At 74.3% G+C, this 24,097-nt stretch carries 21 protein-coding genes and 1 tRNA gene; 10 read left to right on the forward strand and 12 right to left on the reverse strand.

Annotation, left to right across the window (positions count from 1 at the left end; translation table 11 throughout):
* Positions 1–47: 47 nt before the first annotated feature.
* The 3 genes from ACIBBA_RS17675 to ACIBBA_RS17685 all read right to left on the reverse strand — a co-directional run bounded on the left by ACIBBA_RS17675 (position 48) and on the right by ACIBBA_RS17685 (position 3,316).
* Positions 48–1,199, reverse strand: a complete 1,152-nt coding sequence (locus tag ACIBBA_RS17675; protein ID WP_350872582.1) for a branched-chain amino acid ABC transporter substrate-binding protein — start codon at positions 1,197–1,199, stop codon at positions 48–50.
* Between the two features lie 276 nt (positions 1,200–1,475).
* A complete protein-coding gene (locus ACIBBA_RS17680) occupies positions 1,476–2,642 on the reverse strand; it encodes a hypothetical protein (RefSeq protein WP_396698400.1) in 1,167 nt (388 codons plus the stop codon).
* A 53-nt stretch (positions 2,643–2,695) separates the two neighbouring features.
* Positions 2,696–3,316, reverse strand: coding sequence for a response regulator (locus ACIBBA_RS17685; RefSeq protein ID WP_350872578.1), 621 nt, complete (start codon positions 3,314–3,316; stop codon positions 2,696–2,698).
* 96 nt (positions 3,317–3,412) lie between these two features.
* Here ACIBBA_RS17685 and ACIBBA_RS17690 point away from each other — a divergent pair.
* Positions 3,413–3,496, forward strand: a tRNA-Leu gene (locus ACIBBA_RS17690).
* Positions 3,497–3,526: 30 nt separating this feature from the next.
* Entirely contained in the window at positions 3,527–4,279 is a 753-nt protein-coding gene (locus ACIBBA_RS17695) for a transcriptional regulator (RefSeq protein ID WP_396698404.1), read from the forward strand.
* A 133-nt stretch (positions 4,280–4,412) separates the two neighbouring features.
* On the opposite strand, the gene ACIBBA_RS17700 is transcribed toward ACIBBA_RS17695, so the two are convergent.
* Positions 4,413–5,363 carry an SDR family oxidoreductase gene (locus ACIBBA_RS17700; RefSeq protein ID WP_396698406.1) on the reverse strand — a complete coding sequence of 317 codons (951 nt, stop codon included), beginning with the start codon at positions 5,361–5,363 and terminating at the stop codon, positions 4,413–4,415.
* Positions 5,364–5,467: 104 nt separating this feature from the next.
* Here ACIBBA_RS17700 and ACIBBA_RS17705 point away from each other — a divergent pair, with 104 nt between their 5' ends.
* Together ACIBBA_RS17705 and ACIBBA_RS17710 are read left to right on the forward strand one after the other, a co-directional pair.
* Positions 5,468–6,109 carry a TetR family transcriptional regulator gene (locus ACIBBA_RS17705; RefSeq protein ID WP_396698408.1) on the forward strand — a complete coding sequence of 214 codons (642 nt, stop codon included), beginning with the start codon at positions 5,468–5,470 and terminating at the stop codon, positions 6,107–6,109.
* The gene (locus ACIBBA_RS17710) at positions 6,106–6,756 is read left to right on the forward strand and encodes an epimerase (RefSeq protein ID WP_396698410.1); all 651 of its coding nucleotides are present in this window, start codon (positions 6,106–6,108) and stop codon (positions 6,754–6,756) included. The genes ACIBBA_RS17705 and ACIBBA_RS17710 overlap by 4 nt, the downstream gene beginning before the upstream one ends.
* 54 nt (positions 6,757–6,810) lie before the next feature.
* Here ACIBBA_RS17710 and ACIBBA_RS17715 read toward each other — a convergent pair whose 3' ends face one another.
* Positions 6,811–7,992 (reverse strand): trans-sulfuration enzyme family protein, encoded by a 1,182-nt coding sequence (locus ACIBBA_RS17715; RefSeq protein WP_396698412.1) that lies wholly within the window; start codon positions 7,990–7,992, stop codon positions 6,811–6,813.
* Positions 7,993–8,075: 83 nt separating this feature from the next.
* On the opposite strand from ACIBBA_RS17715, the gene ACIBBA_RS17720 reads away from it, so the two are divergent.
* From ACIBBA_RS17720 to ACIBBA_RS17730, 3 genes are all read left to right on the forward strand, one after another.
* The gene (locus ACIBBA_RS17720; protein ID WP_350872568.1) at positions 8,076–8,555 is read left to right on the forward strand and encodes an Lrp/AsnC family transcriptional regulator; all 480 of its coding nucleotides are present in this window, start codon (positions 8,076–8,078) and stop codon (positions 8,553–8,555) included.
* A gap of 46 nt (positions 8,556–8,601) precedes the next feature.
* On the forward strand, positions 8,602–9,612 hold the full coding sequence (locus ACIBBA_RS17725) for an LLM class flavin-dependent oxidoreductase (protein WP_396698414.1): 1,011 nt from the start codon (positions 8,602–8,604) through the stop codon (positions 9,610–9,612).
* Positions 9,613–9,877: 265 nt separating this feature from the next.
* The gene (locus ACIBBA_RS17730; RefSeq protein WP_396698564.1) at positions 9,878–11,491 is read left to right on the forward strand and encodes a pyridoxal-dependent decarboxylase; all 1,614 of its coding nucleotides are present in this window, start codon (positions 9,878–9,880) and stop codon (positions 11,489–11,491) included.
* A 75-nt stretch (positions 11,492–11,566) separates the two neighbouring features.
* On the opposite strand, the gene ACIBBA_RS17735 is transcribed toward ACIBBA_RS17730, so the two are convergent.
* The 6 genes from ACIBBA_RS17735 to ACIBBA_RS17760 all read right to left on the reverse strand — a co-directional run bounded on the left by ACIBBA_RS17735 (position 11,567) and on the right by ACIBBA_RS17760 (position 17,716).
* Positions 11,567–12,520 carry a sulfite exporter TauE/SafE family protein gene (locus ACIBBA_RS17735; RefSeq protein WP_396698416.1) on the reverse strand — a complete coding sequence of 318 codons (954 nt, stop codon included), beginning with the start codon at positions 12,518–12,520 and terminating at the stop codon, positions 11,567–11,569.
* A 109-nt stretch (positions 12,521–12,629) separates the two neighbouring features.
* Positions 12,630–13,094 (reverse strand): Rrf2 family transcriptional regulator, encoded by a 465-nt coding sequence (locus tag ACIBBA_RS17740; protein WP_350872561.1) that lies wholly within the window; start codon positions 13,092–13,094, stop codon positions 12,630–12,632.
* A 128-nt stretch (positions 13,095–13,222) separates the two neighbouring features.
* Positions 13,223–14,107 carry an acyl-CoA thioesterase gene (locus tag ACIBBA_RS17745; RefSeq protein WP_396698418.1) on the reverse strand — a complete coding sequence of 295 codons (885 nt, stop codon included), beginning with the start codon at positions 14,105–14,107 and terminating at the stop codon, positions 13,223–13,225.
* Positions 14,104–15,552, reverse strand: a complete 1,449-nt coding sequence (gene pyk, locus ACIBBA_RS17750) for a pyruvate kinase (RefSeq protein WP_350872558.1) — start codon at positions 15,550–15,552, stop codon at positions 14,104–14,106. The genes ACIBBA_RS17745 and pyk overlap by 4 nt, the downstream gene beginning before the upstream one ends.
* A 228-nt stretch (positions 15,553–15,780) precedes the next feature.
* Positions 15,781–17,220, reverse strand: coding sequence for an FAD-binding oxidoreductase (locus ACIBBA_RS17755; protein ID WP_396698420.1), 1,440 nt, complete (start codon positions 17,218–17,220; stop codon positions 15,781–15,783).
* Between the two features lie 130 nt (positions 17,221–17,350).
* Positions 17,351–17,716 (reverse strand): YciI family protein, encoded by a 366-nt coding sequence (locus ACIBBA_RS17760; protein WP_350872554.1) that lies wholly within the window; start codon positions 17,714–17,716, stop codon positions 17,351–17,353.
* Positions 17,717–18,040: 324 nt separating this feature from the next.
* On the opposite strand from ACIBBA_RS17760, the gene ACIBBA_RS17765 reads away from it, so the two are divergent.
* Complete coding sequence (locus ACIBBA_RS17765) at positions 18,041–18,367, forward strand: hypothetical protein (RefSeq protein WP_396698422.1); 327 nt, start codon at positions 18,041–18,043, stop codon at positions 18,365–18,367.
* A complete protein-coding gene (locus ACIBBA_RS17770; protein ID WP_396698424.1) occupies positions 18,364–18,891 on the forward strand; it encodes a hypothetical protein in 528 nt (175 codons plus the stop codon). Before ACIBBA_RS17765 ends, ACIBBA_RS17770 begins: the two co-directional genes overlap by 4 nt.
* On the opposite strand, the gene ACIBBA_RS17775 is transcribed toward ACIBBA_RS17770, so the two are convergent.
* Positions 18,850–22,989 (reverse strand): CHAT domain-containing protein, encoded by a 4,140-nt coding sequence (locus ACIBBA_RS17775; RefSeq protein ID WP_396698426.1) that lies wholly within the window; start codon positions 22,987–22,989, stop codon positions 18,850–18,852. The two genes, ACIBBA_RS17770 and ACIBBA_RS17775, sit on opposite strands and share 42 nt — an antisense overlap.
* A 195-nt stretch (positions 22,990–23,184) precedes the next feature.
* Between ACIBBA_RS17775 and ACIBBA_RS17780 the strand changes: the two genes are divergently transcribed.
* Positions 23,185–24,057 (forward strand): aldo/keto reductase, encoded by an 873-nt coding sequence (locus tag ACIBBA_RS17780; protein ID WP_396698428.1) that lies wholly within the window; start codon positions 23,185–23,187, stop codon positions 24,055–24,057.
* Positions 24,058–24,097: the final 40 nt, after the last annotated feature.

Here is a 24,097-nt window from a genome sequence, read left to right on the forward strand (position 1 = left end):
AGTGCGGCCGGGGTTCAACACCCCGGCCGCACTCCAGCGCCTAGGCGTCAGCTGAGCTTGAGCTCCTGCAGCGGCTCGATCGCCGTGCCCTTGATCTGGTAGGCCCAGATGACGACCTTGGTCGGGTCGACGTCACCCTTGGCGTCGAACTTGATGTACTTCGACACGCCCTGCTTGTCGTACGCCTTCACGTACGCCAGGATGTCCGCCCGGGTCTTCTTGCCGTCCTTGAAGGCGTCCAGGTAGATCTTCGCGGCGTCGAAGCCCTCGGCACCGTAGGAGCCCGGCGCGATGCCGTACTCCTTCTGGTAGTCGGCGGAGAAGGTGCCGCCGGCCTTGTCAGCCGGGAGGCACGGGCAGGTGATGATCGCGCCCTCGGCACCGCCGGAAGCACCCTCCGGGAACGCCGGGTCGTAGAGACCGTCCGGGCCGACGAACTTGGCCTGCACGCCCGCGGCGCGCATCTGCTTCACCAGCGGAGCAGCCTCACGGGTGTAACCGCCGTAGAAGACGTAGTCGGCCTGCGCCGCCTTGATCTTGGAGATGGTGGCGTCGAACTGCGCCTGCCGCTCCTGGATCTTGTCCTTGTTCACCACCAGCGGGCCGAGCTGCTTGCCCAGCTCGTCGGTGATGCCCGCGCCGTAGGCGCTGGCGTCATCGATCATGAAGACCTTCTGCGCGTTCTGCGACTTCAGGTACGTCGCCACCGCGCCGGCCTGGGTGCCGTCGTTGCCGACCACCCGGAAGAAGGAGGTGTTCCCCTTCTGGGTCAGGTCGGTACGGGTCGCCGACGGGGCCACCATCGCCAGGCCGGCGGCCTGGTAGATCGGCATCGTCGCGTCCGACTCACCGGAGAAGTGACCACCGATGACACCGAGGAACGAGTTGTCACCCGCGATCTGGTTCGCGAACGGGGTCGCCACCGCGGGGTCACCCTGGGTGTCGAACTCCTGCAGGGTGACCTTGCAGTCCGGGTTCGCCTCGTTGAACTGCTTGACGGCGAGCTTCCCGCCGTTCAGAGACGGGATGACCAGACCCGCGTTGTCACCGGTGAACGCGCCGAAGATCGCAATCTTGCCACCGCAGTCACCCGACGCGGTGCCACCGTCGCCACCGCCGGAGTCCTGACAACCAGCCGCGACCACCAGGGTCGCAGCGAGCGCGGCGGTGCTCAGCGCCCGTACATAGCTTCGCCTCACGGCTTCCTGACCTCCTCCAGATGCGGGCGTGCCTGACCCGATATGACGGGGACAGCAGCTACCCGCAGTTCCACCCACCCCGCAGGGACGCCCCCTGCGTTACGGCTCGTGATGGCGGAGCGTACCGACACGGCACACCGTCCCGGAAGGCCTAGTGCCGGGGTCTGCGAAACCGTTACGAAGACGTACGCGATCCGCGCGGTCCCCGTAACAGGTCAATCCGTCGATCGGTCCTTAACACCCCAGCCGGCGCAGCCGGCACCCACTCCCGGCCGGTCACGACCCCGACCCGACCGGCGCCGTCCAGAACCCGCCGCGCTGCCCGTCGTCGACCGCCAGCCACCAGCGGTCACCCACCGCCACCAGCGCCACGTCCCGGTCGGCCCCGGCCGACGGCTCGACCGGAGTGCGCACCGCCCGCCACGAGCCGCCCCGGTCGACCGACTCCCAGACCGAGTGCCGCTCCCCGTCGGCCACCGCGACGACCAGCCGACCACCGGCGGCCACGAGAGAGGTCACCGACGGCACCCCGGACGCGGCCCGCCGGCCGAAACCACCCGCCGCCACCCAGCCACCCGGCTCCTGCCGCCACGCACCGAAGGTGCCGCCCCGCGGGCCCACCGCCACCGGCACCCCGTCGACGAGCACGACCCGCTGCAACTCCTCGTAGTCCCGGCTGCCCGGCAGCACTGTCCGACGCCAGGACCGCCCGTCGGACGACGTCCAGACCGCCGGATCACGGTCAATGCGCCCCGGCGGCAGTAGCCCGCCGACCGCCAACCAGCCCGCCGGCCCGGCCACCGCGTCGAACGCCCAACTCACCCCGGTCGCATCGGTCGCGAGCTCCGGCGCGCCCTCCACCAGGGCGAACTCGGCGGCGTCGGGCGACACCCAGGCGGCCGCCCCGCTCGACCGGTTGCCCGCGATCAACCAGCCGGCCGGGCCGCCGGCCAGCCGCGACACGTTGACCGCCTTGGGCCCACCGAACGTCTCGAACGGCGCCTGCACCTCGACCAACCCGCCGTCCGGCCGCTGCCGCCAGGTGCTCACCCGCGGATAACCGTGGGCGCCGCCCACCTTCGCACCGATCACCGCGGCCACGCCGTCGCGGCAACCCACCGCGTAGAGCACGTTCTGCCGGCCGTAGAAGGAGTCGGCCTTGATCGGCACGTTCCGCCAGGCGGCGCCGTCGGTGCTGGTCCACGCCGTCGGCCGGGTGTCGCCGGCGGCGTCGGCGACCCCGCCCACCAGGTACCAGCGACCGGCGCAGGCCACGGCGTCGCGCAACAGCAGCCGGCCGGGAGCCCCCGGCGGCACGGGCAGGGTCACCTGCTGCCACGCCGGAGCGAGCGGCTCGGGATCGACCCGCGCGGGCGCCTGGTCACAGCCGGCGAGGAGCACGGCGGACAGACCGAACATCGCGATCACGCGCCTGAGGGACACGGATCCGATGCTATCTATCAGCAGCGGGTGCTGGCGCCCCCGAAATGCGGCCGTCAGGAGGCCGGCCGGGTCACCTCACCGCCGGCGGTCTCGGCGAGGATCCGCTCGGCGACCTCCTTCATGGTCATCCGGTGGTCCATCGCGGTGCGCTGGATCCACTTGAACGCCTGCGGCTCGGTCATCCCGTACGTCGTCATCAGCGCGCCCTTGGCCCGCTCCACCGTCTTGCGGATCTCCAGCCGGTCGGTCAGGCCGGCGACCTCCGCCTCCAGGGCCGCGACCTCCGCGTAGCGGGAGAGCGCGATCTCGACCGCCGGCACCAGGTCGCTCTTCTGGAAGGGCTTCACCAGGTAGGCCATCGCGCCGGCCGCTCGGGCCCGCTCGACCAGGTCACGCTGGCTGAACGCGGTCAGGATGATCACCGGGGCGATCCGGGCGCCGGCGATCCGCTCGGCGGCGGCCAGGCCATCCATGATCGGCATCTTGATGTCGAGGATGACCAGGTCGGGCTTGAGCTCCTCGGCGAGCCGGACGGCGGTCTCGCCGTCGCCGGCCTCCCCGACCACCTCGTAGCCCTCTTCGACAAGCATCTCGGCGAGGTCCAGCCGGATGAGCGCCTCGTCCTCGGCGATCAGTACGCGCCTGCGCTCGGCATCCGTCTGCGTCTCGGCCACGAGCTCTACCCCCACCATCGTTCTTGCACTGCTACCGCCCATGCTCCCGCATGAGACTAGTCGGGTACAGTGAGCGACACCCGCCCGAGGGGCGGAGCCGGGATGGAGGAATCGGCAGACTCGGATGCCTCAAAAGCATCTGCCCGAAAGGGCGTGCGGGTTCGAGTCCCGCTCCCGGCACTTTTGTCGTACATCGGTTCGATGATTAGGGTGGTGCATCCACCACACCTGCGTACGCGCGCCCAGGCTCTTCGCGCACGGGGCGACAACATCCGCTCGATAGCCCGCGCCCTCTCGCTGCCCTACACGACCGTCTGGCACTGGTGCGTGGACCGACCCGAACCCGCCGTCGTTGGCACTGCTTCGCGGTGCTTCCGCTGCTCCCCCGACGTCGACAATCCGACAGACCCCGCCGCCTATGCCTACCTGCTCGGCCTCTACCTGGGCGACGGACATCTGGTCACATCGGACCGGATGCCGGTCCTACGGATCTACTGCGCCAACTGCTGGCCGCACCTCGTCGATGCCTGCGAAGCGGCCATGAGGTTGGTAATGGCTGCCTCTGTGCAGCGGGTCCAGAAGAAGGGCTGCGTCGGCGTGCAGAGCTATGGCAAGCACTGGCCCTGCCTGCTGCCGCAGCACGGGCCGGGCAAGAAGCACGAGCGGCCAATTGTTCTGGCCGACTGGCAGCGGAAGATCGTGAGCGCCTGTCCGGGCGACCTCCTCCGGGGTCTGTTCCACTCCGACGGCTGCCGGATCGCCAACCGGGTGAGAGTGCGTGGTAAGGAGTACGTCTATCCGCGCTACATGTTCGTCAACGAGTCGGCCGACATCATGGGGCTCTGTCAGTGGGCGCTCGACGAGCTCGGCATCGCCTGGCGGATGAACCGCCGCAACTCGCTGTCGGTGGCCCGGCGGGACGCAGTCGCCGCGCTCGACCAACACGTGGGCCCGAAGTCCTGAGGGCCGGGCGCGCCGACCGCCCGCGATCCGCACAATCGGGCTGGATCCAGGATGTAGCGGCATCCCTGACAGCGCGAGCTCACTACATTCCGGTTCGAGCGTGATCTTGTGGATGCCTGCGGCCGGCAGGTGCCTAGCGGGCGAGGGGCACGGCCGAGCGCGGGTAGATCACGCCGGTGAGCTGCTCGGAGTCCCGCCACAGCCGCTCCGCGACCCCGGTGTCGCGGGCGCGGCGCGACTTGCGCGCGACAGCGGGCGGGCCGGTCAGGCCGAACGGGCCGTTCGGGCCGTAGTACTCGCCGCCGGCCGCGTCGGGGCTGGTGGCGGCGTAGAGGGTGGGCAGCGCGCCCTGGTCGACGTCCTGCCAGAACCCGGGGATCCGCATGGTGAGCCGGGTGGAGAACGGGATCTCCGTGCGGTCGCGGCCGAGGCTGGGGCCGGCGGCCTGCAGGTTGGTCCGGGTCGCGCCGGGGTGCGCGGCGTTGCTGAGCAGGCCCCAGCCGTGCCGGTCGCTGCGCCGTTGCAGTTCGTCGGCGAACATCAGCGTGGCGAGCTTCGACTGCGCGTAGGCGCGCTGGGCGCTGTAGCGCCGCTCGCTCTGCAGGTCGTCGAAGTCGATGCGGCCGAAGTGGTGGGTGCCGCTGCTGAGGGTGACCACGCGGGGGCGGTTGCCGGCGGTGAGCAGCGGGAGCAGTCGGCCGGTGAGTGCGAAGTGGCCCAGGTGGTTGGTGCCGAACTGGAGTTCGAAGCCGTCGGCGGTGGTGTGTCGGGTCGGTACGGCCATCACGCCGGCGTTGTTGACCAGCAGGTCCAGCGGGCGGCCGGCGGCGGTGAGCCGGCGGGCGAGGTCGGCGACCGAGGCGAGGCGGGACAGGTCGAGTTCCTCGACGCGGAGCCGGGCGTCGGGGGTGGTGTCGCGGATGTCGGCCGCGGCGGTGTCGCCCTTGTCGGTGTTGCGTACGGCGAGGATCACCTCGGCGCCGGCGGCGGCGAGTCGGCGGGCGGTTTCCAGTCCGATGCCGCTGTTGGCGCCGGTCACGACCGCGAGGCGTCCGGACTGGTCGGGCATTGTGTAGCCGCTCATCGTCACTCCTTCGACTAACTAACTGACTGGTTGGTTGCTACGTCGAGTGAAGCACGGCGTGGCCAGCGATGCAACTAACCAGTTGGTCGGCTATCCTCTCCGGCATGGCACGGGACGCGGAGGACACCCGGCGGCGGCTGCTGGCCGCCGCCGCCGACGAGTTCGCGGCGCGCGGCATCTCCGGAGCAAGGGTGGACCGGATCGCCGCCGCGGCGGACGCGAACAAGGCGATGATCTACGCCTACTTCGGCAACAAGGACCAGCTCTTCGACGCGGTCTTCGACGCGTTGGTGGTCAGCACCGTCGCGGAGGTGCCGATCGACCCGGACGACCTGCCCGGGTACGCCGGCCGGCTCTTCGACCGCAACCAGACCCACCCGCAGGCGCTGCGGCTGCTGCTCTGGCACTCGCTCGAGCGCGGTGGGATGACGGCGCTGCCGCCGGCGGTGGCGGCGTCGAACGCGGACAAGGCGGCCGCGATCGCGGCGGCCCAGCGGGCCGGCCGGCTTCCCGACCGCTACCCGGCCGACGAGTTGCTGCTGCTGGTGGTCGGCCTCTCCATGCTCGGCTCGGCCGAGCTGGCGCCCACCTCGGGTACGGACGGGCTGCGGCAGCGGCGGCGCACGGTCACCGACGCGGTCGCCCGGCTGATCCGGCCGGACGACGGCACCCACGACGGCGACGCGGGCGAGCGCGCCGATCAGATCGAGCCCGGCGGACGGCCGGAGAGCGGAGCGCAACGGTGAGGGTGGTCATCTTCGGTGCGACGGGCATGGTCGGGCAGGGTGTGCTCCGGGAGAGCCTCCTCGCCGACGACGTGCGCGACGTGCTGGTGATCGGGCGTACGCCCACCGGCCAGCGGCATCCGAAGCTGCGGGAGATCACCGTCGACGACGTGGGCGAGTTGGGCGCGCTGCGCGACGAGCTGACCGGCGTCGACGCCTGCTTCTACTGCCTCGGCGTCTCCTCACTCGGGTTGGACGAGGCGACGTACACCCGGATCAGCTACGACTACCCGGTGGCGGCGGCGCGTCTGCTCGCCGAGGTCAGCCCGGCCGTCACGTTCGTCTACGTCTCCGGAGCCGGCACCGACTCCACCGGTCGGGGGCGGGTGATGTGGGCGCGGGTCAAGGGACGTGCCGAGAACGCGGTGCTCGACCTGCTGCCCAACGGCTACGCGGCCCGGCCCGGCTTCATCCAGCCGACGCACGGGGTGGTGTCGAAGACCCGCTGGTACCGGCTCGGGTACGCGGTGACCCGCCCGCTCTATCCGCTGGTGCAGCGGCTCTTCCCGGCGCAGGTCACCAGCTCCGACCGGCTCGGTCGGGCGATGCTGCGGGTGGCCCGGGAGGGCTCGCCGCGCCGGGTGCTGGCGAACCGGGACCTGACCTGACGGCTGCGCCGATCGAGCCCGGCGGGCCGCCGGGGCCGAGGGGCCGGTGGGCGGTCAGCCGATGGTGGCGAGCGCCTGGGCCAGGTCGGCGCGCAGGTCCTCCGGGTCCTCCAGGCCGACCGAGATGCGCAGCAGGCCGCCGGCCGGCTTCGCGTCGCCCTCGACCGGCCGGTGGGTGAGCGAGGCGGGGTGCTGGATCAGGGTGTCCACCCCGCCGAGCGACACCGCGTGGGTGATCAGGCGGCAGGCCCCGGCGACGGTGGCGGCGGCGGGCGCGCCGCCGCGTACCTCGATGGCGAGCAGGCTGCCGGTGCCGGCCAACTGCCGGCCGACCAGCCCGGCCGGGTCGTGCCGGGAGGGGTGGTGGACGCGTTCGACGGCGGGGTGGCCGACGAGCCAGGCGGCGAGCTTCTCCGCGGCGGCCTGCTGGGCGCGGACCCGCACGGGCAGGGTCTGCAGGCCGCGGTGCAGCAGGTAGGCGCCGAGCGGGTGCAGGATCGCGCCGGTGACGGCGCGGACCTGCCGGAGTCGGGCGGCCCAGTCGGCGTCGCAGGCGACGGCGCCGGCGAGGACGTCGCCGTGCCCGCCGATGCTCTTGGTGGCGCTGTGCAGGACGAGCGCGGCGCCGTGCCGGGCCGGCTGCTGAAGCACCGGGGTGGCGACGGTGTTGTCGACCAGCACCGGCACGTCGCCGGCGGCGTGCACGAGCGCGGCGATGTCGACCAGGTCGAGGGTGGGGTTGGCGGGGGTCTCGACGACGACCAGCGCGGTGTCGGGGCGGACGGCGGCGGCGACCTCGTCGGGTCGGGCCCAGGTCACCGTGGTGCCGAGCAGCCCGCTGGCGAGCACGTGGTCGGTGCCGCCGTAGAGGGGGCGCACGGCGACGACATGGCGGTGCCCGTCCCGGGTGGCGGCGAGCACGGTGGCGGTGAGGGCGGCCATGCCGCTGGCGAAGGCGACGGCCGCGGCGGTGCCTTCGAGGTCGGCGAGCGCGGTCTCGAAGCGGGCCACCGTGGGGTTCCAGAGCCGCTGGTAGACGGCGCTGGCGCCGGGTGGCAGCGGTGCGCCGGTGGCAAGGCTCTCGTAGGCGTCGCCGCCGTCCTCGACGGACGGCAACGGGTTGGTGGTGGAGAGGTCGATGGGCGGCACGTGGACGCCGAGTGCGCTCAGGTCGTCGCGGCCGGCGTGTACGGCGCGGGTGTCCACGGTCGTCGTCATGCCGGAAGCGTCGAACATCAGGCCGTCAGATCACAATGGTTCCGAAGATGATTCTGTTGAAGCCGCTGGAATGTGGATCAGATTCGGTGGAGGATGTGGGCATGCCCCCTGTGCTGAACGATCTTCGGCCGCTCGCGGCCCTGGACGACGTCGACCGCGCGATCCTCACCGAGTTGGCCGCCGACGGCCGGCTGCCGAACAACGCCATCGCCGAGCGGGTCGGGGTGGCCCCCTCGACCTGCCTGGCCCGCACCCGCGCGCTGCGCGAGTCCGGTGCGATCCGGGGCTTCCACGCCGACGTCGACCCCGCGGCGCTCGGGCTGCCGTTGCAGGCGCTGGTCTCGGTGCGGCTCCGGGAGCACGAGCGGGCGGCGGTGGACGCGTTCCGGGGCCGCTCGGTGCGGCTGCCCGGCGTGGTGTCGGTGTTCCACGTGGCCGGCGCGGAGGACTACGTCCTGCACGTGCGGGCGGCGTCGGCCGACGCGCTGCGCGACTTCGTGCTCGACCATCTGGCGGTTGACCCGGCGGTGCAGCACACCCAGACCAGCCTGATCTTCGAGCAGGCTCGCGGCGTGGGATGAGTCGCTCCGGGGAACAAATCCGGCGCGGTCGGGGTTGGCGAGCCGTGTGATCACCGTACCGCTCTCCGTTCTTGATCTTGCTCCGGTCGCCGCCGGCGCCACCGCCGGCGAAGCCCTGCGGCACACCGCCGAGCTCGCCCGGCGCACCGAGGAGCTGGGCTACCACCGGTTCTGGGTGGCCGAGCACCACAACATGCCGGCGATCGCCAGTTCCGCGCCGGCGGTGCTGCTCGCGCACCTCGCCGCGGCGACCTCGACCATCCGGCTCGGCTCCGGTGGGGTGATGCTGCCGAATCACGCGCCGCTGGTGGTGGCCGAGCAGTTCGGCACGTTGGAGGCGCTGCACCCGGGGCGGATCGACCTGGGCATCGGCCGTGCGCCGGGCACCGACCAGGTGACCGCGCTGGCCCTGCGCCGGACCATGGAGGGGCTGTCGGCCGAGGGCTTCCCCCGTGAGCTGGCCGACCTGATGAACTACTTCAGCGGCGAGGAGCCGGGCCCGATCACCGCCACCCCGGGTCGCGGTCAGCAGCCGGCGATCTGGCTGCTGGGCTCCAGCGGCTTCAGCGCCCAACTGGCCGGCCTGCTCGGGCTGCCGTTCTCCTTCGCGCACCACTTCAGCGCCCAGAACACGCTGCCCGCGCTGGCGCTGTACCGGCAGAACTTCCGGCCGTCGCGCTGGCTGGAGAAGCCGTACGCGATGGTGGCGGTCAACGCCGTCTGCGCGGACACCGACGAGCGGGCGGAGTGGCTGGCCGGGCCGAGCGCGCTCTCCTTCCTGAAGCTGCGCTCGGGGCGGCCCGAGCCGCTGGCCACGCCCGACGAGGCGGCGGCGTACCCGTACACGGAGATTGAGCGCGACTTCGTCCTGCAGCGCCGGGAGGGCCAGGCGATGGGCTCCCCGGAGACGGTGCGCCGGCAGCTCACCGACCTGCTGGCGCGCACCGGCGCGGACGAGTTGATGCTCACCACGCTGGTCTACGACGTCGACGACCGGGTGCGCTCGTACGAGCTGATCGCCGAGCAGGTCGCCGGCGGTCTGCGCCGGAGCGCCTGAAACACGATCTTCACGCTGACGTCACCCCCGCGACCCGGACCCGGCCTAGATTTGGTCCCGGTGGTGGTACGGCATTCCCGGTCGGGACGGGTCGGGAATGCCGCGGTGTGGCGCACCGGGCCGGAGCTGTGCGGATTCCGCGGCTGCCGGCCCGGTGCCTGCCGCCTCGGCCCGCCGACCGGCGGGTCGCGGCGCCCGACTGAGAGCCGGCTCTTGCCCCGGCCGCCCCACAGGTGATCGACTCGTCCGGGTGAGCGCACCGCACATGGACCCGGACGAGTTCCGCCGCGCCGGCCACGCCGTGGTCGACTGGATCGCCGACTACTGGACGACGCTCGGGCAGCGGCCGGTCACCTCGGTCGATCCGCCGGGCGCGCTCGCCGCCGCCCTGCCGGCCGCGCCGCCCACCGCCGGCGAGCCGGTCGAGGCGGTCCTGGCCGACCTGGACGCGCTGGTCACGCCCCGGCTGACGCACTGGCAGCACCCCGGGTTCTTCGGCTACTTCCCGGCCAACACCTCCGGCCCCAGCGTGCTGGGCGACCTGGTCAGCTCCGGGCTCGGCGTGCAGGGCATGCTCTGGGCGACCGCCCCGGCCTGCACCGAGCTGGAGACGGTGATGCTGGACTGGCTGGCCGGGCTGCTCGACCTGCCGCAGCGGTTCCGGTCGCACACCCGCGGCGGCGGCGTCATCCAGGACTCGGCCTCCTCGGCCACCCTGGTCGCCACCCTCGCCGCGCTGCACCGGGCCAGCGGCGGCCGGTGGCGCGACCACGGTGTCGACCGCCGCTACCGGGCGTACACCTCGACGCACGGGCACTCCTCGATCGAGAAGGCGGCCCGGATCGCCGGTCTCGGCAGCGAAGGGGTGCGGGCCGTCGAGGTCGACCCGGACACGCAGGCGATGCGCCCGGACGCGCTGCGCGCCGCGATCGAGGCGGACCGGGCGGCCGGTGACCTGCCGGCGATCGTGGTGTCCACCATCGGCACCACCTCCAGCACCGCCGTCGACCCGCTGCCGGAGATCGGCGCGATCTGCGCGGAGTACGGGATCTGGCTGCACGTGGACGCCGCGTACGCCGGCGCGGCCGCGGTCTGCCCGGAGCTGCGCTGGTCACACGCCGGGCTGGAGTACGCCGATTCGTACTGCTTCGACCCGCACAAGTGGCTGCTCACCGGCTTCGACTGCGACGCGTTCTGGGTCGCCGACCGCAGCGAGCTGATCGAGGCGTTGACGGTGATGCCGGAGTTCCTGCGCAACGCCGCCACCGAGTCCGGCGCGGTGATCGACTACCGGGACTGGCAGGTGCCGCTGGGCCGCCGGTTCCGGGCGTTGAAGCTCTGGTTCGTGCTGCGCTGGTACGGCGTCGAGGGGCTTCGGGCGCACATCCGCCGGGGCGTGGCGCTGGCCGCCCGCTTCGCCGACCGGGTCCGCGCCGACGACCGGTTCGAGCTGGCCGCGCCGCACCCGTTCTCGCTGGTCTGCTTCCGGCTGCGGGTCGCCACCGGGCCGCCGGCCGACGAAACTGCCGTGAGCTCGTCGCCGGCCGGCGCGGCCGCCGTGGGCTCGTCGCCGGCCGGCGCGGCCGCCGTGGGCTCGTCGCCGGCCGGCGCGGCCGCCGTGGGCTCGTCGCCGGCCGGCGAGGCTGCCGTGAGCTCGTCACCGGCCAGCGACGGGGTCGGGGCCGAGTTGGACGCGATCAATGCCGACCTGCTGGCCCGGGTCAACGGCACCGGCCGGGTCCATCTGACCCACACCCGGGTCGGCGGCCGGTACACGCTGCGCCTGGCGGTCGGCTCCCCGCAGACCGCCGAGGCGCACGTCGACGAGGCCTGGCACCTGCTCGACGAGGCCGCGACCGACCTGCTCGGCAAGGTCTGATCAACTCGGGCGCGGTGGTGTCGGGGCGTTGGGGCCACCCCGACACCCCGACATCCGTGCACCGCAGTGGACGGTTCAGCGCTCGACGGCGGCCAACGGGCGCGGCTCGGCGTCGACCCGCTCGGCCGCGGCGGCGTCGACCGGCGTGACCGGCCGGGCCGTGGCCCGCTCCCGGCGGGTACGCCGCAGCGCCCGTACCGCCAGCACCAGGGCGAGCACCCAGCCGGCGGCGAGCAGCGCGTAGACCAGGGGCGGCGTCGCGCCGCCGAACTCGCCGGCGCGCAGCAACGTCCGGGCGTTGGTCAGCACGATCACCCCGCCGACCGCGGCGCCGAGCAGCTGGGCCGGGACGATCCGGACCAGCCAGGCGGCCACCGGCGCGGCGATCAGGCCACCGACCAGCAGCGCGGCCACGGTGGGCAGCAGGAAACCCTCGGTGCCGAGGCCGATCAGGAAGCCGACACTGGCCGCGCCGGCGACCACGAACTCGGCGGTGTCCACCGAGCCGATCACCTTGCGCGGTTCCATCCGCCCGGAGACCAGCAGCGCCGGAGTGGCGACCGGCCCCCAGCCGCCACCGCCGGTGGCGTCGACGAAGCCGGCGACCAGGCCGAGCGGACCGAGGAAGCGCCCCCGCAGCCGGCCCGCGGCGACGCCGGTGCGCAGCGGTCGGGCGAAGCGGACCAGCAGGTAGGCGCCGAGGACGAAGAGGATGCCGGCCATCCACGGGGCGGCCGAGTCGGTGGAGATGGAGCTGAGGAAGGTCGCGCCGGCGAAGGCGCCGAGCGCGCCGGGTACGGCGATACGGGAGACCACCCGCCAGTCGACGTTGCCGAAGCGCCAGTGCGCCACCCCGGCGGCGAGCGTGGTGCCGATCTCCGCGAGGTGCACCGAGGCCGAGGCGGCGGCCGGCGCCACCCCGGCGACCAGCAGCAGCGTCGACGACGTCAACCCGTACGCCATGCCGAGCGAGCCGTCGACCAGCTGCGCGGCGAGTCCGACCAGTGCGAGGACCAACAGCTTGCGCACGAGCGCCCCCTGACTTTTCGGCATCTCCTATCGACTTGGTCGACAATGCGGCACGCCGGGGCTCCCGGTCAAGGGTCCGATCGGTGGGTGGGACGACGGCGAACGGCGCTCAGATCCAGGCGCGCGGGTCGGCGGCCAGCTCGGTGATCCGGCTGGGCAGGGTGCCGCCGGCCACGTCGGCCACCGTCACCAGCTCCAGGATCTCCCGTTCGCTGGCCCGCAGCGCGATCCAGACTTCCTGCAGCGAGCGGGCCGCCCCGTGGTAGCCGAGCTGCTCCGGCCGCTGCCCCCGCACGTGCGCCAGTGGCCCGTCGATCACCCGGATCACCTCCGCGAGGGAGATCTCCTCGGCCGGGCGGGCCAGCCAGTAGCCGCCCTCCGGGCCGCGCTGGGCGTGCACGATGCCGCCGCGGCGCAGCTGCAGCAGGATGCTCTCCAGGAACTTCGGCGGGATCTCCTGAGCCCGGGCGATCTGCTCGGCGGTGACCGGGCGGCCCCGCCCGGGCCCGCTGGCCGTCGCCGCGAGCTCGGCGACGGCACGGAGGGCATAGTCGACCCGGGCGGAGAGGCGCATGCCGGCAAGGTTAGCCCGCTGGTCAGCCGCCCGGCCCGCCGCCCTCGGCCGATCGGCCGGCCGGGCTGCCCGGCCGGCCACGCGGCCCGCGGCAGCTTTTCGGCGCGCGGCGGCCCGGGCCGGGGCGTTCAGGCGCCGACGCGGCGCAGCAGACCCTCCTGGACGGCGCTGGCGATCTGCCGGCCGTCGGTGGTGAACATCCGACCGGTGGCCAGCCCACGCGCGCCGGACGCCGACGGGCTCCAGCAGTCGTAGAGGAACCACTCGTCGGCGCGGAACGGCCGGTGGAACCAGAGCGCGTGGTCCAGGCTGGCACCGACCACGCCGCCGGGCCCCCACACCTCACCGTGCACCGAGAGCACCGAGTCGAGCAGGGTGAGGTCGGAGGCGTAGGTGAGCGCGCAGGCGTGCAGCAGCGGATCGTCCGGCAGCTTGCCGTCGATGCGCATCCAGACCCGCTGCTGCGGGTCGGCCGGCCGGTCGCCGGGGCGCACCCAGCCGGGCTCGCCGACGTAGCGCACGTCGATCGGCCGGGGGATCTGGCCCCAGATGCCGAGCCGCTCCGGGTAGCGGGCGAGCCGGTCGGACATCGTCGGCACGTCCTCCGGCGCGGGCACGTCCGGCGGGGCCGGGGCCTGGTGGTCCAGCCCCTCCTCGGCCCGCTGGAACGAGGCCGACATGAAGAAGATCGGCTTGTCGTGCTGCAGGGCCACCGACCGGCGCACCGAGAACGAACGCCCGTCGCGGACGTCCTCCACCCGGTATGCGATCGGCTCGGCCGGGTCACCCGGGCGGACGAAGTAGCCGTGCAGCGAGTGCACGAAGCGCTCCGGGTTGACGGTGCGGCCGGCGGCCACCAGCGCCTGGCCGGCGACCTGACCGCCGTAGACCCGCTGCGGCCCGACCGGTGGGCTCATTCCCCGGAAGGCGTTGTCGCCGGTCTGCTCGAGGTCGAGCACCTCGAGCAGCTGGTCGACCGCGGCCTGGCCGACCGCGACCTTCGGGGCGCTCACTGCAACGCCCGGGCCGACGCCGCATCGACCAGCGAGCCGAGCTGGTGCACGCGCAGCGTGTTGGTCGAGCCGGGGGTGCCGGGCGGGCTGCCGGCGACGATCACCACGTAGTCGCCCGGGTTGGCCCGGTTGAGGCCGAGCAGGGCCTGGTCGACCTGGCGGAACATGTCGTCGGTGTGCTGCACGAACGGCATCAGGAAGGTCTCCACGCCCCAGCAGAGCGCGAGCTGGTTGCGCACCTCGGGGACCGGGGTGAAGGCCAGCAGCGGCAGGTCGCAGTGCAGCCGGGAGAGCCGCTTGACGGTGTCGCCGGTCTGCGAGAAGGCCACCAGGGCCTTGGCGCCGATGGCCCGGGCGATCGAGGAGGCGGCGACGGTGAGCGCGCCGCCGTGCGTACGCGGGTCGTGCTGGAGCCGGGGCACCCCGATCGAGCCGGACTCGGTGGTGGTGACGATCTTCGCCATGGTGCTGACGGTGAGCACCGGATACTTGCCGACGCTGGTCTCGCCGGAGAGCATCACCGCGTCCGCGCCGTCGAGCACCGCGTTGGCCACGTCGGAGGCCTCGGCGCGGGTCGGGCGGGAATTCTCGATCATGGAGTCGAGCATCTGGGTGGCCACGATGACCGGCTTGGCGTTCTCCCGGCAGAGCTGCACGGCCCGCTTCTGCACCAGCGGCACCTGGTCCAGCGGCAGCTCCACGCCGAGGTCGCCGCGGGCGACCATGACCCCGTCGAAGGCGAGCACGATCGCCTCCAGGTGGTCCACCGCCTCGGGCTTCTCGACCTTGGCCAGCACCGGGCGGCGCACGCCCTCCTCGTCCATGATCGTGTGGACGAGCTTGATGTCGTCCGCCGAGCGGACGAAGGAGAGGGCGATCATGTCGACGCCCAGGCCGAGGGCGAAGCGCAGGTCCTCGGCGTCCTTCTCCGACATGGCCGGGACGCTGACCGCCACGTTCGGCAGCGAGACGCCCTTGTTGTTCGAGACCGGGCCGCCCTCGGTGACCAGCACGCGGATGTCGTTGCCGGTGACCTCGCTGACCTCGACGGCGACCCGGCCGTCGTCAATCAGCAGCCGGTCGCCCGCCTTGACCTCCTGAGGAAGCTTGCGGTAGGTGCAGGAGACCCGCTCCTTGGTGCCCACGATGTCGTCGCTGGTGATCACCACGGAGTCACCAGTGCGCCACTCGTGCGGGCCGTCGGCGAACCGGCCCAGCCGGATCTTGGGGCCCTGCAGGTCGGCCAGGATCGCCACCGGCCGCCCGGCCGCCTCGGCCGCCTCGCGAACCAGCCGGTAGACCGCCTCGTGGTCGGCGTGGCTGCCGTGGCTGAAGTTCAGCCTCGCCACGTTCATCCCGGCCTCGACGAGCCCTCGGATGCGCTCCGGCGACGAAGTGGCGGGGCCAAGAGTGCAGACGATCTTCGCGCGGCGTGTCACGCCCATCAGGCTAGTCTCTCTTCCGGGTCGGGCTGCGGGCCGACCCCTTGCGGGCTGCGAAACAATTGTCCAACGTCGCGCGGTATCCGCACTGACCGGCGGGCGGAACCGCACCGGGGACGTTGTGGCTGGCGGGCAACGGCGACCGCGCGCCGGGAATCGTACGCCTCCGGCGGCGTCGACCGGCGGGGTGCTCCCGCCGGCCAGGTCGGGGCCCGGTCCCCGGCCACCGGCTCAGCCGCCACCGGACGGCGCTCGCGGCGGCGGCGCGGGCGCGCTCCCACCGGCGTCGGGACCGCCGCCGGGCGACGGCGGCAGCGTGGGTACGGCGGTGAAGACCCCCCGCGGGTCGTAGCGGCGCTTGGCCCGCAGCAGCCGGTCGTAGTTGGCGCCGTAGGCGAGCCGGACCCGGTCGGTCTCGGCCGGGGCGAGCAGGTTCGGATAGCCGCCGGGCAGCGCGTGCGCCGCGAGCGCGGCGGAGGTCCGCTCGGCCCACTCGCGGTGCGGCCCGGGGTCGTCCGTCGGCGTCCAGACCGCGATCACCTCGGCCAGCAGGTGGTCGGTGCGCAGCGCGAACGCGGTGTCGGCCGAGCCCACCCGGCTGGCCGCTCCGTGGAAGTGGTGCAGCGCCACCGCCGAGTGCGCCGAGGTGATCCGTCGGGCCGCGTCGACCAGCACCTCGACGGCGGCGTCGTCGAGCCCTGGCAGCCAGCGGGTCCGCAGCAGGTAGTGGTTCCCGTCGGTCATCCCGCCGTCGAACATCCGCGTCACGTCCTCGTAGGCCAGCGGCCCGACCTGGTCGACCAGCGGGGTGCCGAGCGCGCGGAGCGCGGCCACCGCGGCCTGGCCCGCGGCGAGATCCGGGCCGCTGTACGTCGGGCAGACGAAGACCAGCGGCTCCCCCGCCGGGCCGGGCAGGAAGCCGGCCATCACGGTCAGCTCGTCGGGTGCGGCGGCGAGCACGTCGCGGTAGCCGCACAGCACGGCCGGCGCCTCGTCCAGGGCGAAGAGGATCATGCCGGCGAGCGCGGCGGGCAGCCGGTGCGCCCGGTAGCGCAACCGGGTGACCACGCCCAGGTTGCCGCCGCCGCCGCGCAGCGCCCAGTACAGCTCGGCGTCGTCGTCCGGGCCGGCGGTGACCCGGCGGCCGTCGGCGAGGACCACCTCGGCCGCGAGCAGGTTGTCCAGCGCCAGCCCGAACCGGCCGCAGAGCGGTCCGTAGCCGCCGGCGAGGGTCAACCCGGCCAGGCCGACCGCACGCACCGTGCCGGTGGCCAGCACCAGGTCGTACGGCCGGGCGGCGGCCAGCGCGTCGGCGACGGTGGCGCCGCCGGCCACGGTGACCGTGCCCGCCGCCGGATCGACCTCCACCGTCCGCATCCCGGTCAGGTCGAGCACCAGCCCACCCTCGCGCAGCGCCCGGCCGGCCCAGTCGTGCCCGCCGGCGCGCACCGACAGCGGCAGGTGGCAGCCGGTGGCCACCCGCACGGCCAGCGCCACCTCGTCGGCGTCGTGGCAGCGGGCGACCAGCGCGGGGGTACGGTCGACCGCCCCGTTCCAGAGCCGGACCGTGGCGGCGAAGTCGGCGTCGCCGGGCACCGCCAGGCGGTCACCGAGGACGGGGCGCAGGTCGGCGACGGCCCGCTGGACGTCGGGGGCGGCGACGGAGGTCATGGCGACTCCTCGACCGGGCCGGGCGAGGCGCCCGGTGCGCCCCGGCGGCCGTCCTGGCTGGCGCGACGCTAACACCGGCCGTGGGCCCGGCGCCGTCGTCATGACGACACCCGCCGATCTGCGACCCGGCTCAGCTCTGCGTCTTGGCCAGCGGGAACTCCAGCGAACCGGCCGGGCAGAGGAAGGTCAGCACGTCGACCCGGTAGAGCCCGGCCTGCACCGCCGGGTCGGCCTCCATCACGCTGCGCACGTCGTCCACCGAGCCGGTCCGGGCCAGCCCGAACCCGATCGGCGGCTCCGGTTCGCGGGCCGGCCCGTCCACCGAGCCGGCGACCAGGACGATGCCCCGGCTCTGCAACGCCTGCATGTGCTCGGTGTGCTCGGCCTGCAGGCGCTGGACCGTCTCGGTCGGCAGGGCCCGCCCGGCCGCGCCGGGATAGAGCACGATGCACTCGTACGTGTCGAGCGCGAAGTCGACCTGCGGCACTCCCGTCACTGGCTGCCCCTTCCCGCCGTGGCGCCGGGCGCCCGACCCGTCGCGGGTCGGCGGCATCGGCACCGGCTCAGCGTCGCACGGGCCGCGACGGCCCACCGGGCGCTCGGCCAATCCGGTCCGCCCGGACCGCCCGGTTGCCCCCGCCCTGGGCGGTTCCGGCCCGGCCGCCGAGTTCGCCGCGGGCCGGCTCGGTCGGACACCGGGTGCCGTTCGCGTGGCGCTGCCGCGGCGACCGTCCCGGCTCGGACGAGCCGGTGGGGCGGGTGACCGGCGGGCCGCCGACGGCTACCGTGGACGGTCCGTACCGGCCGGGAGGGGCGCAGGGTGCAGGATCGCGAGCCGGCGGCGGGACCGGGCCCGCTGCCGTACGCCGAGGTGACCGACGACGGGTACGCCGTGTGGGCGGCGGAGACCTTCACGGCGCGGGAGTACGGCCCGGCCGTGCTGCTGAGCGGGGACTGCCCGCGTTGCCGGCACCCGAGCACCTACCCGGTCGTCGAGCACGTCTACAAGCACGTGGCGCCGTCGCCGTCCGATGATCCCGGCTACCGCACGGTGCTCTGCGCCTGCGAGGCCGAGCATCCGGCGCGCCCGGCCGGGCTGACCGGCTGCGGCGCGTACTGGACGCTGCTGCTGGAGGTGGAGTCGTGATCCGGCTGCGCCCCGGGCCGCCGGCGGCCCGCGCCGACCTGCGCCGGGCCCAGGAACTGGGCGGGTTGCTCGGCGGGGAGCTGGCCCGGGTCCGCGCCGCCGCGCTGGCCTGGCGCAACGGGTTGGGTGGGCTGCTGGTGGCGCTGGTCGGGTTCAGCCTGATCCGGGGCCGCTCCGACGTCGGCACGCTCGCCGCGGGCTGGGGCGCGCTGGTCGGGGTGCTGCTGCTGGCGGCGGTCACGACCGGGGCGGCCGGGGCGGTGGCGCTGCTGCGGGCCGCGCACGGGCCGCTGTCGGTGACCCCGGTGGCCGAACTCCTGCCGGCGCCCCTCGGCGACCACCAGGAGGCGTTGGCGGCGGCCCGGTCGCTGCGGGCCGGGGTGCGGCTGGTGCTGCTCTGCACCGCGCTGCTGGTGGCAGCGGTCGGCGTGACCTGGTACGCGCCGGGCCACTCCGAACCCGTCGCGGGCGTGTCGGCCCGATCATGGTCCGATGTGGAGATAGCCGGCCCAGAGCTCCGGTAGGCCGGGCAGGGCGGCGCGCAGTTGTCGGACCGCGTCGTGCAGGGCCGTCGCGGCGCGTTCCGGGTCGATGCCGCCGGGCACGGCCAGCCCGGCGTAGAGCTCCGCGCAGAGCTGCACGGTCAGTGCGTCCGAGATGGACCAGAGCGAGCCGATCACGTGCCGGAAGCCGGCAAGTTGGAACGCGGTGCCCAGGGTGAGCGCCTCGTCCGGCAGGGCCGCGCCGCCGCGTACCGTGTCGCAGGCGGAGAGGACGGCGAGCGCGGCCGAGGCGCCGGCCGGGCGCCACAGGTCGCGTACCTGCAGCGCGCCGCCGGCCAGCGCGAGCCGGCCCCGGGTCGGCGCGGTCAGGTCCTGTGTGCCGTGGCAGGAGAGGTGGGCCACCGGCCGCTCGGGCAGCGCGGCGAGCACCGCCGCGGGGGTGGCCGCCGGGCCGGTCAGCGACCGCACGTGGGTCAGGTGCCGGCGGACGACCACCTCCTCCCGCGCCACGCCGGGCAGGTCGGTCAGGCCCGGTGTCTGCGGCATCCCGACGACCAGCGCCGAGTTGACCGGCGTTGCGGCGCTGGGCGTGGCGTCCCGGGCCCGCCGCAACGCGCGCAGCGACGCCGTGTACGAGGGCACGACCCGGTCGAGCACCCCGGCATCGGCGCCGAGCGGGGCGGCGGCGTGCAGCGGAAGCAGGGTGAGCACGCCGGTGGGGCACCACCACAGTCGCGGCCGGTCCGACCCGGGGGCGGGCGCGGTGGCCCCGTCGAGCGTGTCGAGCACCGGGGCGGCGATCACCCGCCACAGCCAGTCCAGCGTCTCGATGATCCGCCGGCGCGCTGCCACCCGGTCCCGTTCCGCCGCCGCGCCGGTCGGCACCGGCGCGCCGTCGGGGGCGGGTGGCACGCCGCCCGGCGGCGCGCCGGTGACCTCGGCGATCGCGGCCAGGAAGACGGCGGCGCGGACCACCAGCTCGGCGGCGGTCAGCTCGGGCAGCGGCACCACGTCGACCCGGCCCGCGCCGACCACCAGCGCGTCGCAGCGCCGGTCGGCGACGTTGACCAGCACGACCGGTCCGGCGTCGGCCGCCCCGGCCAGATCGGCGAAGGGCGGCGGGCGCAGGAAGCCGGCGAGGTCGGGCAGTCGCCGGATCTCGGCCAGCAGCTCACGTCGGCGGGTGGCCAGCTCGTGCCGGCGCTCCGGTCCGCCCGCCGGCGCGGGGATGGGGGCGACCGCCGGCCCGGTGAGGGATGGCGGTCCGGGGAAGTCCGGCGACGTCGGCTCGGCGAACGACGGTGCCGCCGGCCCGGACGCCGTCCACGCCGGCGCCGGGTCGAAGCCGTCCAGTTCGGACTGGACGCGGGCGAGCCGGTCGGCCAGCCGGGGTGCCCGCTCGCGCAGGACCGCCAGGTCGGCGCCTGCGTCGTGAGCGCGGGTCAGCAGCACCCCGCGGCCGTACTCGAGCAGCTCGACGGCGCGTTCGGGCCGGCCGAGCGCGATCGCGACCGCCGCCGCGTCGCCGGCCAGACCGGGAAACCGCGCGAGCAGGCGCGCCTGGTCGTCGGGGTCCATACCGTGCCAGGCGAACAGGTCGATCAGCTCGATGGCGGTGGCGTACCCGTCCAGCGCGGCCGGCAGGTCACCGGCCGCGGCCGCGTGCGCCGCGTACCGGGCCGCCGCGTGGGCGCGCAGCACGGATGGGGCCGCCTCGACCGCCGCCGCGTCCCGCAGCGCCTCGGCCGCCTCGGCCAGGTCGACCACCGGCAGGGCGACGTCGTCGGGCTGCCCGGCCCGGTCGGCGGCGCGATCGGCGGCGGCGCCGCCGGCGGACCGGGCGGCGTCCGGCTCGTCGGGTGGGCGGGCGATCGTCTCGATCGCGCCGGCCAGGTTGCTCAAACACATGGTGCGGTCCGGGTGGCCGGTGGGCAGAGCCGCCACCGCCGCCCGGTAGACGGTCAGCAGCCGCACCGCGTCCCGGCCGGACCGGGAGTCGCGGAACCGGAGCAGCAGCGCGTTGCCGAGGTTCGTGAGCAGTCGGTACCGATCCGGCGAGGCCTCCGGCAGCGCGTCCCACTCGCGCACGGGCAGCGTGATCGCCTCGTCGAGGGCCGCAGCGTCCCCGGTGAGCCAGTGGCGGAGCAACTGGGCGAGGACGAAGGTGCCGAGGATCCGCGCGTACTCCTCGGGCTCGGCCTCCCGGGGGGCCAGCTCGAGCGCCTCGCGCAGCATCTCGACCGCGGTCCGCGCGTCCCGCTCGGGGTCCGTGGCGCCGGACCCGCCGGCCGGCAGTGGTCGGTTGACGGCCAGCTCGACCCGCCGGTTCAGCGCGGAGGCGTAGTTGGTCAGCGCGGCAGGCCGATCCGGGTGCCCCGGTCCGGCGGCCGTGACGGCCCGGCGCAGCACCGCGATCGACTCGGTGAGCGTCGCCAGGTCCTCGGTACGACCGAAGAGCGCCTGCAACGTCAGGCCGAGGTTCGACAGGTACCGGGGCAGCGCCGGCGAGCCGGGGTCGACGGCGGCGACGGCGGAGCGCAGCGCCGCGGCCGACGGTGCCAGCAGCTCGTACTCCCCCGCCTGGTCGGCCAGCTCGCGCAACTCGTTGCCCAGGTTGTTCAGCAGGTCGGGTCGCTTCGGATGCCCCGCCGGGAGCAGCCGCACCGCCTCGGTGAGCACGTCCCGGCTCTCGCGCAGCGTCGTCACGCCCGCCAGGTCGCCGTGCCAGCGGCCGAGGGTGTAGCCGAGGTCGCCGAGGCGCACCGCCCGCTCGACCGGGTCGGTGGCCGCGGCCACCCCCGCGCGGAGCAGCCGCAGCGCCTCGATGAGGTCACCGGAGCGCCGGTGCAGCTGGTAGCGGGACTCCAGCAGCTTGCCGACGGTGTGCCACAGCTCGTCCGCGCCCATTCCGTCGAGCCCGGGGCCGCCCTCCGCCGCCGCCCGGTACGCCTCGATCGCCGAGTCCAGGTCGGCCGGGTCGCCGCGGCGCTCGTACCGCTCGCCGAGCAGCGCCGCCAGGCTGACCCGGGCGATGCCGGCCAGCCCGCCGACGAAGCCCGTGCCGGCGAGCGCCGCCTGGTTGGCCTCGATCGCCTCGTCCAGGGCCTCGTCGTCGCGGCCCGTGGTGTAGCGCTCGGCGGCCACCGAGGCGTACAACGCGACGATCTGCGGGTCGGTGCCGGCGCGCGCCGCGAGCGCGAGGGCCTGCGCCGCGCGGTCGAGGTCGGCCGGTTCACCGCGCCGCCGCCAGCGCTCGCGTAACCGCTGTCCCAGGTTGACGCGGACCAGGACTCCCAGCGGGGTGCCGGCCGGGGCGGCCCGGGCCGCGTCGCCGAGCAGCTGGACCGACTCGTCCAGCGCCGCCGCGTCGCCGGCCAGCTCGTAGCGGTCGGCGAGCACGTTGCCGAGGTTGAACAGCCGGGTCGCCCGCTGCGGGTCACCGGCCGGGGTCGACTCCAGGCTCTCCCGGTGCGCGTCGATCGCCGACTGCAACGCCCGGCGCCGGCCGAGGTGCCGGAACTGGTCGCGGTTCACCCGGCCGAGCGCGGAGAGGTAGTGCAGCCGCTCCGGCACGCCGGCCGGGGTGACCGCCAGCGCACGTTCCAGCAGCGCCGCGGCCCGGTCCGCGACCCGGTAGTCGCCGGAGCGCTCCGCGTCGCCCATCAACGCGACGGCCTCCATGAACAACCCCGCCGCCGCGCCGGCCGTGGGTCCATCCGGGCCGGCATCGGTGGCGGTGCGCGCGCCGGGGATCCGCCCGGAGTTGGCCGGCGACCGGTGCGCCTGCAGCATGGCCAGCAGCGACGGCGGGACCCGCTCCGGCGCGACGCGCAGCAGCAGCTCGGTCACCTTGACGGCCTGGGCCAGCTCGTCGGCGTCCTGGCCCGGGGGCAGGATCTGGTAGCGGTACCAGTGCAGGCAGGCGAGGAGGAAGAGCCCTTCGGTGACGTTCTCCGCCAGCGGCGGGTCGGGTGGTGACCGGGTGACCAGGTCGATGACCGCCTCCGCGTCCCGGACCGCGTCCGGGCCGAGCACCAGCCGGGCGTCCATGGTGGTGCCGAACCCGTCCAACCGCTCCCGCAGCCGGCGCACCGGGTCGGACCTGAGCCGTCGCCACATCGGTCCTCCCCCGTCGAACGCATCGACCTGGACCAGTGGTAGCAGAGCGGACGCGCCCACCGCTAGCGCCATCCCGACCATGGGCGCGCTCCGCGTGCCACCCGCGAGGTCGAACAGCCGGTGTGGCGATCCGCGAGAAAGCTCCGAGCAGGGTGGATAGATTTGCCGCTGACGACGACGCGAGGGGGATCCCGCATGGCAACCGACGCCAGCCCGCGGCCGGCGAAGGCCTCCGGCACCTATCGGATCGGCGGTGACGTCCAGGTCGACCGGCTCGGCTACGGCGCGATGCAGATCACCGGCCCGGGTGTCTGGGGCGACCCGAAGGACCCGGCCGAGGCGGTCCGGGTGCTGCGCCGGGCCGTCGAGCTCGGGGTGACCTTCATCGACACCGCCGACTCGTACGGGCCGTTCGTCTCGGAGCTGTTGATCCGCGAGGCGCTGCACCCGTACGCCGACGACGTGGTCGTCGCGACCAAGGGCGGGTTCACCCGAGCCGGCCCGGGCGACTGGCGTCCGCTGGGCCGGCCGGAGTACCTGCGTCAGCAGTGTGAGCTGAGCCTGCGCCACCTGGGCCTGGACTGCATCCCGCTCTACCAGCTGCACCGGATCGACCCGCAGGTGCCGCTCGCCGACCAGCTCGGGGAGCTGGCGCTGCTCAAGCAGGAGGGCAAGATCCGGCACATCGGCCTCTCCGAGGTGACGGTGGAGCAGATCGAGGCGGCCCGGGCGATCACCCCGATCGTGTCGGTGCAGAACCTCTACAACCTGGCCGATCGCAGCGCCGAGCCGGTCCTGGAGTACTGCGAGCGCGACGACCTGGCGTTCATCCCGTGGTTCCCGATCGCGACCGGCAACCTGGCCCGGCCGGGCGGGCCGCTGGACGCCATCTCGACCGCGCACGGCGCGACCCCCGCCCAGCTGGCTATCGCCTGGCTGTTGCGCCGGTCGCCGGTGATGCTCCCGATTCCGGGTACGTCCTCGGTGGCGCACCTGGAGGAGAACGTCGGCGCGGCCGAGGTGCGGCTCACCGACGACGAGTTCGAGGCGCTGGCCAAGGCCACCTGACGGCTCGGCCGGGGCGGGGCGGGTGATCCGCCCCGCCCGG

This window comes from Micromonospora sp. NPDC051006 (assembly GCF_044456245.1).
In the GTDB taxonomy this organism is placed as follows: Bacteria; Actinomycetota; Actinomycetes; order Mycobacteriales; family Micromonosporaceae; genus Micromonospora.